The organism is Allobosea sp. FW305-C-101, from assembly GCF_058783685.1.
The window spans coordinates 27,696-43,104 of record NZ_JBYSYT010000012.1 but is presented as its reverse complement, the minus strand read 5'-3'; the positions used below and the strand labels follow the sequence as shown (position 1 = coordinate 43,104).

Below are 15,409 nucleotides of genomic sequence, written 5' to 3'. Positions count from 1 at the left end.
CGCGACTCCTCAGCCCGCTCTGCGCTCACGACGAAGCGGGATTTGAGAAGCATCGGTCGCCATCGGAATCGTACGCACCTGCACCATGGCTCGGGTGACCTCGCTGAAGCGGGCTTTCGCGTCCGACCAATTCTGCATGAAATCGAACAGCTCCCGCAAAGCGGGCGAGATTTCCCGATAAGCGGCAAGAGCGGCAACGAGCGCGCCGAGCGACAACTGGCCTCTCACAACGAGGTAGCCACCGATCGTGAAGAAAAAAAACGGCGTCAGATTAGAGGTGTAATTGTACAAACCCTTGATCCTGCCTTTCAGATCGTTGATCTCGACCCGGATCGTTTCGAGGGCCGCGGTCATTCGCATCTGATGGCGCAGGCGTGATACATCTGCCCGGCTGCCTGCCGCATGTGAGCCATGGGGATTGGAAATTGATCCGTCGGCCACCATGAGACCACCGAGCTTCCGTGTTGAACGGACCCTGTCACGCACCTTCGCATTCAGCCGCTTTTGCAAGCCTGGTAGAATCGTGAGCTGCAGCGGCAACATCAGCAGTGCCGCCAGAGCCAGTGCCGGATTCTGCATCAGCAGGAACAGAATGCTGGTCAGCAGGGCCCCGCCCTGAATGACCGGGACAACGGCGAGGCTCCCGCCGAAATACCCGATCGGTTCGACTTCCTGGACTACTACCGCCGAAAGATGCGCCCGCTGTTCGGCGCTCGTGCCCGCCCGTGCGCGGCGCAGGACACCGAGCCGAAGCCTGCGGACTAGGCGCTCACTCACCCGGCCACGGATGCGCATGGCAACGTATTTGATCAGGCCGTTCAAGGTCAGGGTGCCGAGGTAGCCCGCGCAGAGCGCAAACAGGAGCGCCATGCGGTCCAGTGGTAGGCCAAGCAGCGTCATGTCGACGTGCCCACTATCACTCGCGCCGGCGAGAGCATGATTGACACGAGTTTCACCTGCGGTCTTGCCGTTGCTCGGATAATGTAAGATTCCAGCGACCGCGTGGGCTCGCTGGCGGCGGGACGTTCTGGGGCGCGCGAGGTCGCCGCAACAAGCCGGGCGCGCCGGTGGCGTTTCGCCTTATAGCTCCGGTAGGCAAGTCGCAGCCCAATCGAGAGCGTCCATACCGGCGCAACGACGAACAACAGCGTTGCTGCGACATTGATCAGCCAGTGGCCGTGCGGATAATCGAGACCCATGATCCGGTGGCCGAGATCGTGGATAAACTGGAACGTCGCGGACACGTCTGTTGAACTCAATCTTCGGTAACGACGCCGCCGATGTCGGCGCCATTTGCCTTAGCTTCAGGGTAAAATCGCGGGCTCAGCTCGAGGGAGCTCGAAGCGTGCGGTAGAGATCGTTCACCCCATCGTTGAAATCGGCGTCGGGGTTACGCGTGCAGAAGCTCCGCAGGAACTCGGCCTGCTTGAGCAACGGATAGACGTCCGGCTCAAGATCGAGATCCTCATCCCTTCCCGGAGGCGCCCGCAGCAGCAAGCCGCTCATGTAGCCCTGTGCCCAGGCGAAAAAATTTCTTTCCACCTCCGGCTTGCCATTGCTCTCCTGGAGGAAAAACTGGCAGCTTGCGGCGCCGATTCCGACGATCTTGACTGACTGCGCTTCCGCCTGCCCGATGAAGAGCGTCACGACAGCCACCCCACAAAGCGCCAAAAGCGGGTGCATTCGCGCTGACCTCAGGCATTTCCCGATCATGATGCCTCTTCGCCGAGGCAGTGAAATTGTCCGCGGGGCGTTCATTTCGGATCATCCCGGCTGCGAGATGGAGCCGACGCGGAGCAGCGCCCGCTCATGCAGACGATCTCGATGCGCCTACCGAAGCAGTTCGCTTCATAAACTTCACTTTTTCCAATGGGACTGAGGCGTGTGATCTTGGCAGTGGGGCAGGATGCTCCGTTCAGAGCACGCTGCAGGTCACCGTCGTCCGCTCGCGCCTGAAGAGCGACAAGCGCAAAAGAAATCATCAGCAAGACCAATCGCATGGCTCGCCTTTCAACTTGTCTCATTCTCTGAATGATGGGGGCGTAGCGTCTGACGGCTCGCCCTGGTGCTCTCGTCAGACAATGCACCTGCTGTCCCAACGAGGATCGCCGGAGTTCGGCGACAGGATGCCGGTTTGGCTGAAACAGTAATTGGGAACGACGCGATGCGCGGCAAGGCGATTTCACGCCTTGCCGCGCATCGGAATCACTTGGCCTTCTGGAGCTTGGTCACCGTGAGCTGACCGTTGACGCGGTCGGCGTCGAACTTGATCTTGTCACCGGCTTTCAGTCCTTTCAGCATCCCGGCATCTCCGGCTTTGAACACCATGGTCATGCTATCCATGTCGAGATTCTTGATCGGGCCGTGATTGATGGTGAGTTTGCCCTGAGCATCATCGACCTTGGTGACGGTGCCGTTGACGGATTGCGCTACGGCCGGCAGCGCAACGATCAGGAAAGCGAGGGTTGCAGCAGTCTTCAGCATGGGAGGATCCTTTCGCTGATATCACTCAGTTGACGATGACCTTGCCGGTCATGCCCGCTTCGCGGTGACCGGGGATCAGGCACGAGAAGTCGAACTCGCCAGGCTTGGTGAACGCCCAGACGATCTCGCCGGTCTTCTTCGGCGCCAGCCGCTTGGCGTTCGGATCGTCGTGCTCCATGTCGGGGTTCTTCTGCATCTCGACGGCGTGCTTGAGGTTCTCCTCGAGCGTGGCCAAAACGAGCTCATGATCCAGCTCGCCGTTGTTGCGGAGCTGAAAGCGGACCTGCTCGCCGCGCCGGATCTCGATCCGGTCGGGGATGAAGGTCATCTTGCCGTCCTTCTCGCTCATGACAACCTGGACGGGCCGGGCCGGCTTCTTGGGATCACCCGGCTTGCCATAGGCCGTCTCGGTGCCATGGCCATGCCCCGCCGCGCCGGGGCCCGCCAAGGCGGCGCCGGCCGACATCAGAAGGGCAATCGCGGCCAATTTGAACGTCACTGTCTTCATGTATCTCTCCAGGGGTGAGTTTAGTTTGTCGCCAATTCAGTGATTGGAATGCGGGTTCTTGGTGGCAGGCAGCGGCTTGCCATCAGGTCCGAGGCTCGGTTTCCGCGGATCCTTGACACGCCATTCGGTAGCCTCGACGCCGCTATCCAACGACGTTCCTCGCGGCGCATCCGCAAGCTTCTGGCCCTTGTGTTCGAAAGCGACCGTACCTTCCGGGTGCTTGAACCACCCCGGATCCTTGTAGTCGTTCTTCGCTAGGCCCTCGCGGACCTTCACGACCGAGAACATGCCTCCCATCTCGACCGGACCGAACTGGGCGAAACCCGTCATCATCGGCAGGGTGTTATCGGGCAGCGGCATTTCCATGCCACCCATCTCGCCCATGCCGTTCGAGCCCATCGGCATGTAGCCCGGCGCGATCTTGGCGATGCGCTTCGCCAAATCCTTCTTGTTCACGCCGATATAGGTTTTCACCGAATGCCCCATGGCATTCATCGTGTGGTGCGATTTGTGGCAGTGGATCGCCCAGTCACCTGGCTCGTCGGCGACGAAATCGAAGGCGCGCATCTGGCCGACGGCACAGTCGATCGAGACCTCGTCCCAGGCCGCAGCAGGGTCGACCCAGCCACCATCAGTGCACGACACCTTGAATTCGTAACCATGCATATGGATCGGGTGGTTGGTCATGGTCAGGTTGCCGAAGCGGATCCGGACCTTGTCGTTCTTGCCGACGACGAGGGGATCGATGCCGGGAAACACGCGGCTATTCCAGCACCACAGGTTGAAATCGGTCATGGTGTTGACCTTCGGCACATAAGAGCCAGCCTCGATGTCGAAGGCGTTGAGCAGGAATACGAAGTCGCGGTCGACCCGGCGGAAGGCCGGATCCTTCGGATGGACGACGAAGAAGCCCATCATGCCCATCGCCATCTGGACCATCTCGTCCGAATGCGGGTGGTACATGAAGGTGCCCGAGCGTCGGAGAAGGAACTCGTAGACGAAGGTCTTGCCCGGCGGGATATGCGGCTGCGTCAGCCCGCCGACGCCGTCCATGCCATTGGGCAGACGCTGGCCGTGCCAGTGGACGGCCGTGTTCTCCGGCAGCTTATTGGTGACGTAGATGCGGACCTTGTCGCCCTCGACCGCTTCGATGGTCGGCCCCGGCGACTGGCCGTTATAACCCCAGAGGTTGGCCTTCATGCCGGGCGCGAGTTCGCGCACCACCGGCTCGGCCACGAGATGGAATTCCTTCCAGTCGCCGTTCATCCGCCAGGGCAGCGACCAGCCGTTCAAGGTTGCAACTGGCTGGTAATCCGGCCCCGTGGTCGGAACGAGCGGCGCTTGCGTCGTCGCTTCCGTCATGGTCGGGGCTTCGGGCACGGCCGCGAAGGCGCTACGGCCCGAGACGGCGGCGGCGCCGGCCAGCACAAGCCCGGACGAGCCGATGAAACCTCTGCGGGATAGGGGTGTCATGTTTGGAAGCTCCTTCAGTGCCCGCCGCCGGCGTCGCCGCCGCTCGCCGCTGCCACGGTTGCCGCGCCCCCGCCCCCGCCCCCGCTGCCGCCGCCTATCAGCGCGTGCTTGAAATCGGTATGGGCGATCCAGAAATCGCGGCGGGCATTGATTGCGGCGACATTCGAGAGGATGCGGCTGCGGGCATCCGCGATCAGGTCGGTGACGTCGGTGAGCATGCCGCTGTACTGCAGCAGCGACTGCTCCTGGATGATCTTGCGCAACGGCAGGACGTTATTCTGGTACTGGCGCGTGATGTCGTAATTGGCGCGGTAGGCGGTATAGGCTTCCCGCGCCTCCGAGCGGATGTTGACCGCCTTCTCCGCCAGCTTGTTTGCAGCCTGCATATAGGTCTGCTCGGCGAGAGCGACCTTCGACTGGCCGAAATCGTAGATCGGGATGTCGATCTCGAGTTCCAGCGTCCGGCTGCGGCTGGTCTCGCGCTCGACATGGCCATCTTCCGTGATGACACGCCCGCGATCGTAGGTCCGGCGTCCCAGCAGATCGACATCGTTGACGAAGCGCGTCGCCTGGGTAAGCCCCAGCGACTTCGCCAGCGTGTCGAGCTCGCTACGTGCGATCCGGAGATCGACGCGCTTACGCAAAGCCTCAGCCTCGATCGCCTTCACGGATTGCAGTTGCGGTAGCGGGGGCAAGCTCCCGACCCGGAATTTCAGATCATCGCCCCAAAGTCCGAGCTGGCGCACCAGTCGCTCGCGCTCCTGGCGCTGCAACTGTCGCGCTTGGGCGAGCTGAACGGTCAGCTCGGCCTCGAAGGCGAATTCGCGTGCCTGGTCGATCTTGTTGACGCCGCCGGTCTCGCCGAGCCGCTTGAACAGTTCGGAGGCCGCGTCGGCCGAGCTTTTCGCCTCCTGGTAGAAGGTGACCTGGGCATTGGCGGCGGCAGCGCGGTAATACTGACGACGGGTATCGGCCGCCAGCTTTAGCACCGCCTCAACGGTGCGCATTTGCGCAGTCTGGAAGCGATCGCGGGCGATCTCCGCCCTTGCCGGCAGGGTCGCGAGCGCCAGCAGGCTAGCGGCGATCTGGCGCTCGATCTCAAGCTCGAAGGTGCCCGAGCGTTTCGAGATGCCGAACCGCGGATTGGGCGGCAAGCTGGCTGCCACCATCTGGGCCTCAGCCATGCCGAGCTCGTTGAAGGCAGCCTGCAGGCCGCGATTGTTGAGAAGCGCGACCTGGACTGCGGTACCCGCCGTCAATGGCTTGCGCAGCAGCTGATCGACGCGCGCCTTAGCCGTGAGCGCAGCCTGGTCGTCGCCGACCTTCACGACATCCTTGGCGATATCAGCGTAAGTGGCAGACTGGATCGTGCCCATGCCGCCATCGGCGGAAAAGCTCGCGCAGCCGCCCAGCAGGGCCGCCGCTCCTGCGAGCAGCCCGAAGCGGAACAGACGAGGGGCATTCGATATCGCTGAAGCGGTCAAGACGGCCCTTCTCCGAGTAAATTCAATCGCTGAAATGGATCCTGCAGGCGACGTCATGACTTGGGGCCGACATTGCGGTTGAGCTCATGCCAATCCTTAGGATCAGCCGGGCGGAATGTGGCTGCGCCCGCGGTCACGCTGCTGTAGGGGGCGGCAGGGACACGGACATTCGGATCAGCTGGCCTGGCAAGGTGGTCTGGAACGGGTGTCAGCGAACAGGCGCCTAATGCCAGTCCTATGCCTGCCAGCAACGGCACCTTCACGAACGTCACGATTCGGCTCCCCATGTTTCGACGACATGGGGGTAGCAGCGCTTTGCCGCTGGCGTCCGTTACAAATTGTATCAAAGCAACGCGGGCGGCACCGCGATAAGCGCGCTATTGTGAAATCGCCGCAAGGTGAGAAGCGGCAGCACAGGACAAGCCTGTTCTGGGAAGCCGAGCGAAAGATGGATCAAGATCCAATCAAGACCGTTGCCGAAGATCACGGGCATATCCTCGTGGTAGACGATGATCCGCAGATCAGACTTCTGGTCTCACGTTTCCTCCAGCGCCATGGTTATCAGGTCACCGGAGCACCGGACGGGCGCGTGATGATGGATGTCGTTGCCCGCATCACCATCGATCTGATCGTGCTCGACCTCATGCTGCCAGGTCGATCCGGTGTCGAGCTCTGCCGTGATGTCCGCATGACGTCCCAGGTTCCCATCGTCATGCTGACTGCCCGCAGTGAGGAGAGCGATCGTATTGTCGGCCTCGAGGGCGGGGCGGATGACTATGTGACCAAGCCATTCAGCCCGCGCGAATTGCTGGCGCGGATTCGAGCCGTCTTGCGCCGCACTCGCTCACGCAACGCCACTGAAATCCGACGTTCCGAGATCGTCATGTTCGATGGCTGGTCGATGGACCTTCGTCGCAGAGAGCTGCAATCCCCTGCGGGGACGCTGGTCGATCTCTCAACCGGTGAATTCGACCTTCTCGTCGCCTTTGTGGAGCACGCCAACCGCGTGCTGTCGCGAGAAGCCTTGATGCAATTTGCCAAGGCGCGAAGCAGCGGTGACCCGTTCGATCGCACCATCGACGTCCAAATCAGCAGGCTTCGGCGCAAGCTCGAAGCGGTGACGAATGGCAGCCAGCTCATCAAAACCGTCCGTGGTGCCGGCTATATACTCGCTTCGGAGGTCCGCATACGGGAAGGACAATCCGCGTGAGAAAGCACATCGAACGGCTTTGGCCTGATACGGTCGCCAGCCGCGCCATCCTGATCCTGGTGGCCGCACTCCTAGCTTTTCATTTGCTCGGCTTCTGGGCTTATCGCGTCGGCTTCGAGAGCTTGGCAATGGCGGCACGCGACCGCGGCCTCGCCGAGCACATTGTTTCGGTCAAGCGAGCAATCGCAAGCACTCTTGATGCGCCGGAGCGCGATCGCGTCGCCCACGATCTGTCGAGTGCCAGCCTTGAGGTTCACTGGAGCAAAGTCAGCCTGGTGCTCGGCAACGCGCCAGCGACGGAACGGGCCCAGCTCATGGAGGCGCGCCTCAAGGAGCTGGCGCCCGAACTTGCCGCGGAGTCATTCCGTGTCGGCTTCGCGGATGACGGTGCATTGGGAAGTGGAAATGCCGATGCCTATCGGCACATGATGCTGGTCTCTGTGCGTCTGACCGATGGCTCCTGGGTGAATTTCTCGTCCTCCGCCCTCGGGTCCACCCAACACATCGAGTGGAGCGTGGTCGCTGTCATGATCTGCTTCGGCGTCGGCATCGTCGTCGTCGCCCTGCTTCTGCTGCGCTGGGCGACGCGGCCGCTACGCGATCTCGCCATCGCGGCCGAGCGCTTCAGCCTTGACCAGACACCTCAGTTGCTTCCCGAGAACGGCCCGATCGAGGTGCGCCGGGCGGCGCGAGCCTTCAACACCATGCGCGAGCGCATCCAGCGTCTCGTCACGGAGCGCATGCAGGCGATGGCAGCGGTCTCGCATGATCTACGAACGCCCATCACACGACTGCGGCTCCGTTCGGAATTCCTCGACGACGAAGCGACCCGCGATTTGATCGACGCCGACCTCGGGGAGATGGAGGCGATGATCGACTCGACGCTGGAATATCTGCGTGGCGGCGTCTCCAGCGAAGTGGTCCGGCCGATCGACCTCGCCTCGGTCATTGAGACGATCGTCGATGAGCATATCGATCAGGGGCATCGGGTCTCGTTGACGGGGGTCGCCTCCGCTCCGGTGTTGGGACGCGTCCTGTCCCTCAAACGGGCCTTCTCCAACATTATCAGCAATGCCATCAAATATGGCGAGACGGCCAGCGTTACGATTTCAGAGATCGATCACCACCTCATTATTTCCGTCGAAGACGAAGGCCCGGGCATTCCACCGGTAGATATGGAGCGGGTGTTTCAGCCTTTCGTCCGTCTCGAGGAATCCCGCGGACGTGAGACTGGCGGCACGGGCTTGGGGCTCACCATCGCAGCATCCGTGATCCAGACTCATGGCGGGCACATCAGTTTGGCGAACCGCGCGAACGGCGGCCTATGCGTAACGATCACTTTGTCCAAAGCGCATCAAATCAAAGCCCGACCGCCAAATTCTCTTCCCGGAGAGTCGGTCGGTGGCATCGCTCCTGAAAGGCAGATCGCTTGACCTAGCTGCATGGAGCCGAGGGCAGCGCGTGCTGGACCAGTTGGAATGCTGAGGTCTGCCCTCAACCTGCTCTATCGAATCAATGCCCGCTCAATTTGCGACAGTCATTTCACCTTGTGTGTCAGTGGCCGTCCACCAGTCTGGCCAGCCGGGCATCTCGTATTTCTATATTTCTGGAAACACGAATTGACTCGATGCGAGGCTCGCGCCAAACTCCCTTCATGCTCACGACCCAGAACGCCGCCGCTCAACTCGAAGCCCTCGGCAATCCGACGCGGCTTTCGCTCTACCGTCTTCTCGTAAGAGCCGGACACGAGGGGTTGTCCGTCGGCCAGTGCCAACAACGACTTGAGGTCGCCGCCTCAACGCTTTCCCATCACGTGAAAGCGCTCGTCATCGTCGGGCTAATCAGCCAGGAGCGTGACGGGACGAGTCTCATCTGCCGCGCGAACTACGACCGGATGAATGCGCTCGTCGAATTTCTCGTCGCCGAATGCTGCGTCGACAGCCAGTGCAGCTCTAACCAGAGCGCCGCGTGAGTTGCCAGGCCTTCTATTTCAATATTTCTAGAATAACGGCAGGAGAGAAAGATGGCAGTGAAAATTGTCGCTATCATCGGAGCAGGTCCGGTGGGTCTCGCAGCAGCTGCTCATACGCTGGAGCGCGGCTTGTCTCCCGTCGTCCTTGAGCGAGGACCGACGGCCGGACACGCTATTCGGCAATGGGCCCATGTTCCGATGTTCTCGCCCTGGGCCTTCAACATCGACAAGGCGGCGGAACGTCTCCTCGAGGCGACGGGTTGGACGCGCCCCGACCCGGATAGTTACCCGACGGGCGGTGACCTTGTTTCGCATTACGTCGCCCCCCTGGCCGAACGGCTGCGGGATCGGATCAAGCTCAATGCCGAGGTGATCTCGATCTCACGGGCAGGATTCGACAAGGTGAAGACGGATGGCCGCGAGGCAGCACCGCTGCTTGTGCGCTATCGCGACGGCGATACGCTCGCGAGCCTGGCCGTCGATGCCGTCATCGATACGTCCGGGACCTGGTTTTCGCCGAACCCGGCTGGGGTTGGCGGCTTGCCGGCGATCGGCGAGATCGAAGCGACCGAGAATATCGCTTACGGGATGCCGAACATCTCCGGAGCAGCCCGATCGCGCTATGCCGGGAAGCAGGTCGCTGTGCTGGGCGGAGGCCATTCGGCCATCGGCACCCTCATCGCGCTATCCGAGCTTCAGGCCGAGCATCCCGCGACCAAGATCGCCTGGCTCTATCGGGGGCCGATCCTGGCGAAGGCATTTGGTGGCGGTGCCGCCGACCAGCTCTCCGCCCGCGGCGAACTCGGTCTCCAGATGGCGAATCTCGTCAAGCAGGGCCGCATCAGGACCCATACCGGCTTTCGGCTGGAACAGATCGAACGTGATGCTTCCGGTCTGCGCCTGATCTCAAGCGACGAAAGCAAGCAGGCCATCACCGTCGACGAACTCATCGTCGCGACCGGGTTCCGCCCGGAACTGGCTCTGCTGCGCGAGTTGCGCGTCGAGCTCGATCCCGCGCTCGAATGCCCGCCAAGCCTGGCGCCGCTGATCGACCCCAACGTCCACTCCTGCGGCACGGTGCCTCCGCACGGTGCCGCTGCGCTCGCCCATCCGGAATCGGGCTTCTACATCGCCGGCATGAAGTCCTATGGCCGAGCGCCGACCTTCCTGCTCACGACGGGGCATGAACAAGTCCGCTCGATCGTGGCTGAACTCGCCGGCGATCACGCTGCGGCCCGGCGCGTCGAGCTCGTCTTGCCCGAGACCGGTGTTTGCAGCGCGACGCCCGGCGGGCCTTCGGCTTCGACATCGAGCTGCTGTGGAGGCCCCGCTCCTGCGGCCGTCGATGCCTGCTGCGCCGATGACGCGGTTGCCAAGCAATCCGGGAAGGCGGGATGCGGATGCTCGTCCAGCTCCCGCGAAACCACCCGTGAGACGGCCGAAGCCTGATGTCCAGTCTGTCGCTGCCTATACCCGCTCCCACCGGAGGGCGCGGTCTCGCGTTGATCACGGCGCTCGGCGTCACGCAGGTCGCTGGTTATGGCGGCCTGTACTACGCCTTCGCCGTACTGGCTCCGAAGATGACCGAGAGCTTCGGCTGGTCCCCGGAGTGGACATATGGCGGGTTCGCTGCCGGGCTGCTGATCGGCGGACTGGTTGCGCCCGTCGCTGGGCGATTGATTGATCATTACGGCACCCGGCTGATGATGACCTTGGGGTCGGTGCTTGCCGGCCTCTCGCTTTTCGGCTTGGCGGAGGCGCGCGGTCCGGCTGGATATTTCGCGGCCATGATCGCCCTGGAGATCGTTTCGACCCTCGTCCTCTATGATGCAGCGTTCACGGCGCTGACGCAGGCACGCGGCCCAGGCGCAAGGCGCGCGATCAGCCAACTCACCTTGATCGGAGGCTTCGCATCGACGCTGTTCTGGCCGCTGACGACTGCCCTGCTCAACTCCTTTGACTGGCGCGACATCTACCGAATCTACGCGGTCGTCCAGATCGCTCTATGCGCGCCGCTGCATCAGTTGCTGCTGCCGGGGCCGGTCCATCGCGCAGCGAGTTCCGCGCCCAGGGCCGATGACGCAGATGCCTCGCAGGTCAGGTATCTTGAAGGGAACGCTCGACGGAGCGCCTTCGCCCTGCTGGCATTGGCATTCTCGCTTCAGGGCTTCGTCATGTCGGCAATGTCAGTGCACATGCTGGCTTTGCTTCAGGGACTTGGGCTGAGCGCAGCCGTCGCTGTCGGCATTGGTGCAATGGTTGGCCCCTCGCAAGTTGCTGGGCGGTTGGTCGAGATGCTCTTCGGCACGTCGGTCGATCCGGTAACGACGGCCTGGACCTCCGCCGCATTGATGCCGGTCGGATTCGTTCTGCTGACAATCGGCGGACCCGCGGCCGGGCTCGCGGGTCTGTTCGCGATTTTCTATGGCATCAGCATGGGCCTGAGTTCAATCGTGCGCGGGACAGTTCCGCTGAAGCTCTTCGGTCCCGCCGGCTATGGGGCGATGCTGGGTAAGCTCTCCGCACCCGGGCTCGTTGTTAAGGCTGCCGCGCCGCTCCTCTTCGCCATGCTGCTCGAACGTGCCGGATTGATGCCGAGCACGCTGCTCCTGGTCGCCCTGTCCGGGCTGGCAGCGGCTGCAATGTACGCTCTGGCGCGCAAGCTGCGCTGAACTCCGTTCCGAGAATCAAGGAAAACCTCATGCCATTGCGTGAACCATCCGATTTTCCTTGCTTGCGGCCCCAGGCCCGGTTCGTCATGACGCTGCCTGCTGAGAAGCCGCCCGGTCTGCTCGGTCATCCGGCGTCGAATCAGGCATAAATCAGGCTTCCGGCAAAGAGGTTCACAATCACCGGCCAATGGTTGGCGATCTCGCCGACCGGAACGGTGGCCCCGGGAACGGCAGAGCGGTTGCACCTGTGCCCGGCAAACCGACGTGGCGGCGCGCTTCACGACGGGCGCGCGGCGCGCCGTGGAGCGACTGAAATCTAAGGCGCGCCGCGCCGATTTGCCAGGTGCTGCTCTCTCGAAACGCCGCGCTCGTACCAACCCTTCGACCGGTTCACGATCCAGACCACGGTCAGCATCACCGGGACCTCGATGAGGACGCCGACGACCGTGGCGAGGGCGGCTCCGGAGTTGAAGCCGAACAGGCTGATCGCCGCGGCTACCGCGAGCTCGAAGAAGTTCGAGGCGCCGACCAGGGCGGACGGTCCCGCGACGCAATGCTGCTCGCCGGCGATCCGGTTCAGGAGATAAGCCAGCCCGGCGTTCAGATAGACCTGGATCAGGATCGGAACCGCCAGCAGCCCGATCACCATCGGCTGGGCGAGGATCTGCTCTCCCTGGAACCCGAACAGCAGCACGAGGGTGGCGAGCAATGCGACCAGCGAGACCGGTCCGAGCCGTCCGAGAAGGCGATCGAGGGCGGCCTGACCGCCATTTGCCAGCACCCGGCCACGTACGACCTGGGCGACGATCACTGGGACCACGATGTAGAGCACGACCGAGAGGACCAGCGTTCCCCACGGCACGGTGATCGCCGACAGGCCGAGCAGCAGCCCGACGATCGGTGCGAAGGCGATGACCATGATCGCGTCGTTGAGTGCGACTTGGCTGAGCGTGAAATGGGGCTCGCCTTTCGTCAGGTTCGACCAGACGAAGACCATCGCGGTGCACGGCGCCGCGGCAAGGATGATGAGGCCGGCGATATAGCTGTCGATCTGGTCGGCGGGCAGCCACGGCCGGAACAGCCAGGCGATGAAGATCCAGCCCAGCGCGGCCATCGAGAAGGGCTTCACCGCCCAGTTGATGAAGAGGGTCACGCCGATCCCGCGCCAGTGCCGGCCGACCTGCCCCAGCGCGGCGAAGTCGATCTTCAGCAGCATCGGAATGATCATGAGCCAGATCAGCACGGCGACCGGCAGGTTGACCTTGGCGATCTCGGCGCCGCCGATGGCCTGGAACACGCCGGGCATGACATGGCCGAGCGCGACGCCGACGACGATGCACAGCGCGACCCAGAGGGTGAGGTAGCGTTCGAAGGTGGACATGGCGACCTCAGGCGTGAGCGGCGGGCCGGCTGGCGGCATCGACGACGAGTTCGCCGTCCTCCTTGCGGAACTCGCCGCGCTGAGGAGGCAGGAGGGGCAGCACCGCCTCGGACGGACGACACAGCTTCACGCCCTCGGGCGAAACGACGAGCGGGCGATTCATCAGGACGGGGTGCGCTTCGATCGCGTCGAGCAGGACATCGTCGGAAAGGCTCGGGTCGCCAAGACCGAGTTCGGCGAAGGGCGTGCCCTTCTCGCGCAGGATGTCCCGGACGGCCAGCCCGGCGCGATCGAGGAGCTGCCTCAGCAGCGCGCGTGTTGGCGGCGTCTTCAGGTAATCGACGATATGCGGCTCGACCCCTGCACTGCGGATCAGGCCCAGCGTATTCCGGGACGTTCCGCAGGCCGGGTTGTGGTAGATGACGACGTCCATCACGCCACCTCCGGGCGGCTGCCGCTCGCGCCCTCGAGGCCGCCGATCCGCCTGACCTGCTGCGCCAGAGCCATCTCGTCGAGGCTCGCGACGGGCAGCGACAGGAGGACGTTGATCCGGTTCCTGAGATAGCGGAGGCCCGTCACGAAGGCCCGCTCGCGCTCGATCTCGCTGCCCTGGATATTGGACGGGTCTTCGATGCCCCAATGCGCCGTGATCGGCTGGCCCGGCCAATGCGGGCAGGCCTCGCCCGCCGCCTGATCGCAGACGGTAATCACGAGATCCATGACGGGCGCGCCGGGCTTCGCGAAGATATCCCAGGTCTTCGACGAGAGGCCCTCGGTCGGGATGCCTTCGGCGTCCAGCACCTTGAGCGCCATCGGCTTCGGCCCGGGGCCACCTTCGCTGCCGGCGGAGAAGGCCCGGAAGCGCCCCTCGCCCAGATGGTTGAGCAAAGCCTCGGCCATGATCGACCGAGCGGAATTGTGGGTGCAGAGGAACAGCACGTTGTGGACGCGATCAGGCATCGGTCGTGACCTTCGGGGGGCAGCAGGGCGTGAACTCGGCCAGGAGCGGCGTGCAGATCTCCGGGCGGCCGCCGCAGCAATCATTGAGAAGGAAGGCGATGGTTGATCGAAGCGCGTCGAGATCGGCCCGGTAGACGATCGAGCGGCTGAAGCGCTCCGAGCACACGAGCCCGGCCCGGCTGAGAATGCTGAGATGGGACGACATCGTGTTGTGAGGAACCTCGAGGCGGCGCGCGACCTCGCCGGCGGGCAGCCCTTCCGGCTCCGCGGTCACCAGCAAGCGGAAGACATCGAGGCGGGTGCTCTGAGCCAGGGCCGCCAGGGCAAGAATCACTTCTTCATTTTCCATATGTCGAGACTTATCGACATATTTGACTTTTATCAAGTGAATTATCTCCGGCGGCAACTCCGCTATGACCGGTTGAAGGTGTATTGCGAGGAGTTACGTCGCGCTGCAGCGGAGGGTAATTCCCCGCTGCAGGACAAGGTGGATCTAACTTTTGTCGGTCGCGCCTTTGTCGCGATGACCGTGCTGGTCGAGATCGCCAGGCTTGTGGCCAGGATGGTCGTGGTGCTTCCCAGGGACTTCCTTTTGTCCCGCCTTGTCTCGATGGCCATGCTGATCGAGGTCACCGGGCTTGTGGCCGGGATGGTCGTGATGCTGACCAGGCTTCTCTTGAGGCATCGTTTCAACTCCGTGTGAACCGCATCCACGCTAACGCGGTGCTCACAGGAACTGCCCAGCGAGACGTTTGATCCTTCCCCAATAGAAAATCGCCAATCGAACGCAAATCCCGACGGGGCGAAGCAGATGAAATCTCAGGCCATTGCGTTGGTCGCGCGACGTCTAACGGCAAAAATGATCCCGGCGTCGAGCCGGCGCCGGTCGATCGCGCCGCCGGCCCTCAAGTATATTCTAGGGGTCGACATGCTCGGGCATTGCCTTGAGTTCATCCTTCGACCACTTCGAGACGGCATGTACATCGCCATCTTCGTCGCGCATGAATTCAACTTGGTCTAACGGTAGGGCGACCGGTTTTGCCCCAATGCCGAGAAAGCCGCCAACATCGACCACGATCTGCGCTGTCGGCCCTGATCCGTGAAGGTGAGAAACCGATCCGATCGTCTCATCCTCAAGGCCGTAGACCGTTGCGCCGTCGAGAATATCCGCTGTCAGCTCAGTCGGGGAGAGCCGCGTATGTCTGGAATGGTCCATTGTCGCCTCCTTTGTTGGCATAGGCAAAACGAGAATGCCCGGCCAACGT

At 62.8% G+C, this 15,409-nt stretch carries 18 protein-coding genes; 6 read left to right on the top strand and 12 right to left on the bottom strand.

Features of this window, described 5'->3' with window-relative positions:
• Window positions 1-9 precede the first annotated feature (9 nt).
• The 7 genes from AC3WMA_RS25790 to AC3WMA_RS25760 all read right to left on the bottom strand — a co-directional run bounded on the left by AC3WMA_RS25790 (window position 10) and on the right by AC3WMA_RS25760 (window position 5,949).
• Entirely contained in the window at window positions 10-900 is an 891-nt protein-coding gene (locus AC3WMA_RS25790) for a hypothetical protein (RefSeq protein ID WP_492288112.1), read from the bottom strand.
• A complete protein-coding gene (locus tag AC3WMA_RS25785) occupies window positions 897-1,244 on the bottom strand; it encodes a hypothetical protein (protein ID WP_492288111.1) in 348 nt (115 codons plus the stop codon). Before AC3WMA_RS25785 ends, AC3WMA_RS25790 begins: the two co-directional genes overlap by 4 nt.
• A gap of 79 nt (window positions 1,245-1,323) precedes the next feature.
• Window positions 1,324-1,647: a hypothetical protein gene (locus AC3WMA_RS25780; protein ID WP_492288110.1), complete on the bottom strand. Its 324-nt coding sequence runs from the start codon at window positions 1,645-1,647 to the stop codon at window positions 1,324-1,326.
• 558 nt (window positions 1,648-2,205) lie between these two features.
• Entirely contained in the window at window positions 2,206-2,484 is a 279-nt protein-coding gene (locus AC3WMA_RS25775; RefSeq protein ID WP_492288109.1) for a copper-binding protein, read from the bottom strand.
• A gap of 25 nt (window positions 2,485-2,509) precedes the next feature.
• Window positions 2,510-2,992, bottom strand: a complete 483-nt coding sequence (locus tag AC3WMA_RS25770; RefSeq protein ID WP_492288108.1) for a cupredoxin domain-containing protein — start codon at window positions 2,990-2,992, stop codon at window positions 2,510-2,512.
• A gap of 36 nt (window positions 2,993-3,028) precedes the next feature.
• On the bottom strand, window positions 3,029-4,465 hold the full coding sequence (locus tag AC3WMA_RS25765) for a multicopper oxidase family protein (RefSeq protein ID WP_492288107.1): 1,437 nt from the start codon (window positions 4,463-4,465) through the stop codon (window positions 3,029-3,031).
• Between the two features lie 14 nt (window positions 4,466-4,479).
• Window positions 4,480-5,949, bottom strand: a complete 1,470-nt coding sequence (locus AC3WMA_RS25760) for a TolC family protein (protein ID WP_492288106.1) — start codon at window positions 5,947-5,949, stop codon at window positions 4,480-4,482.
• A gap of 448 nt (window positions 5,950-6,397) precedes the next feature.
• Here AC3WMA_RS25760 and AC3WMA_RS25755 point away from each other — a divergent pair, with 448 nt between their 5' ends.
• The 5 genes from AC3WMA_RS25755 to AC3WMA_RS25735 all read left to right on the top strand — a co-directional run bounded on the left by AC3WMA_RS25755 (window position 6,398) and on the right by AC3WMA_RS25735 (window position 11,803).
• On the top strand, window positions 6,398-7,159 hold the full coding sequence (locus AC3WMA_RS25755; RefSeq protein ID WP_492288145.1) for a response regulator: 762 nt from the start codon (window positions 6,398-6,400) through the stop codon (window positions 7,157-7,159).
• Entirely contained in the window at window positions 7,156-8,592 is a 1,437-nt protein-coding gene (locus AC3WMA_RS25750; protein ID WP_492288105.1) for an ATP-binding protein, read from the top strand. The genes AC3WMA_RS25755 and AC3WMA_RS25750 overlap by 4 nt, the downstream gene beginning before the upstream one ends.
• Window positions 8,593-8,813: 221 nt before the next feature.
• Window positions 8,814-9,131: an ArsR/SmtB family transcription factor gene (locus AC3WMA_RS25745; protein ID WP_492288104.1), complete on the top strand. Its 318-nt coding sequence runs from the start codon at window positions 8,814-8,816 to the stop codon at window positions 9,129-9,131.
• A gap of 51 nt (window positions 9,132-9,182) precedes the next feature.
• Window positions 9,183-10,580 carry an NAD(P)-binding domain-containing protein gene (locus tag AC3WMA_RS25740; protein WP_492288103.1) on the top strand — a complete coding sequence of 466 codons (1,398 nt, stop codon included), beginning with the start codon at window positions 9,183-9,185 and terminating at the stop codon, window positions 10,578-10,580.
• Between the two features lie 53 nt (window positions 10,581-10,633).
• Window positions 10,634-11,803: an MFS transporter gene (locus AC3WMA_RS25735; RefSeq protein WP_492288102.1), complete on the top strand. Its 1,170-nt coding sequence runs from the start codon at window positions 10,634-10,636 to the stop codon at window positions 11,801-11,803.
• Between the two features lie 316 nt (window positions 11,804-12,119).
• Here the strand turns inward: AC3WMA_RS25735 and arsB are convergent, their stop codons facing one another.
• The 4 genes from arsB to AC3WMA_RS25715 are packed head-to-tail and all read right to left on the bottom strand — an operon-like array spanning window position 12,120 to window position 14,457.
• Window positions 12,120-13,184, bottom strand: coding sequence for an ACR3 family arsenite efflux transporter (arsB, locus tag AC3WMA_RS25730; protein WP_492288101.1), 1,065 nt, complete (start codon window positions 13,182-13,184; stop codon window positions 12,120-12,122).
• 7 nt (window positions 13,185-13,191) lie between these two features.
• The gene (arsC, locus tag AC3WMA_RS25725) at window positions 13,192-13,617 is read right to left on the bottom strand and encodes an arsenate reductase (glutaredoxin) (protein ID WP_492288100.1); all 426 of its coding nucleotides are present in this window, start codon (window positions 13,615-13,617) and stop codon (window positions 13,192-13,194) included.
• Window positions 13,617-14,144, bottom strand: coding sequence for an arsenate reductase ArsC (locus AC3WMA_RS25720; protein ID WP_492288099.1), 528 nt, complete (start codon window positions 14,142-14,144; stop codon window positions 13,617-13,619). The genes arsC and AC3WMA_RS25720 overlap by 1 nt, the downstream gene beginning before the upstream one ends.
• Window positions 14,137-14,457, bottom strand: coding sequence for an ArsR/SmtB family transcription factor (locus tag AC3WMA_RS25715; RefSeq protein ID WP_492288144.1), 321 nt, complete (start codon window positions 14,455-14,457; stop codon window positions 14,137-14,139). The genes AC3WMA_RS25720 and AC3WMA_RS25715 overlap by 8 nt, the downstream gene beginning before the upstream one ends.
• Here AC3WMA_RS25715 and AC3WMA_RS25710 point away from each other — a divergent pair.
• Complete coding sequence (locus tag AC3WMA_RS25710; RefSeq protein ID WP_492288146.1) at window positions 14,356-14,847, top strand: hypothetical protein; 492 nt, start codon at window positions 14,356-14,358, stop codon at window positions 14,845-14,847. The genes AC3WMA_RS25715 and AC3WMA_RS25710 overlap by 102 nt on opposite strands.
• 213 nt (window positions 14,848-15,060) lie before the next feature.
• Here AC3WMA_RS25710 and AC3WMA_RS25705 read toward each other — a convergent pair whose 3' ends face one another.
• Entirely contained in the window at window positions 15,061-15,360 is a 300-nt protein-coding gene (locus AC3WMA_RS25705) for a PRC-barrel domain-containing protein (RefSeq protein WP_492288098.1), read from the bottom strand.
• Window positions 15,361-15,409 lie beyond the last annotated feature (49 nt).